Source organism: Kocuria sp. ZOR0020 (assembly GCF_000800955.1).
GTDB lineage: Bacteria > Actinomycetota > Actinomycetes > Actinomycetales > Micrococcaceae > Kocuria > Kocuria subflava.
On sequence record NZ_JROX01000456.1, the window covers coordinates 1 to 237 of the forward strand.

The following is a 237-nucleotide window of genomic DNA, read 5'->3' on the forward strand; positions in this document are numbered from 1 at the left end:
CGTCAGCAAATGGAGTTTTTCCAGCTGATTTGGCCTTTGTAGTAATTTTTTTGATTTTTTTAGCGTCTGCTTCTTTTTCGATTGATTTAAAGCCGTTTGTTCCGTCTCCCTCAACAAGAGCAAGGTCAACAATTTTGTTTACGATAGCTTGTGTAAGTTCTGCTACAATCAATTCGTAAAGTTCTGGATAAGACATTTGAAGTCGTTTAACACGTTCAGCAAGTGATTGCAATTTAT

Annotated in this window: 1 protein-coding gene; it reads right to left on the reverse strand. The window is 36.3% G+C overall.

Annotated elements, in window-relative coordinates; all coding sequences use genetic code 11:
* On the reverse strand, positions 1-237 hold a 237-nt coding region (locus L979_RS16555), incomplete at both ends, for a hypothetical protein (RefSeq protein ID WP_197052194.1).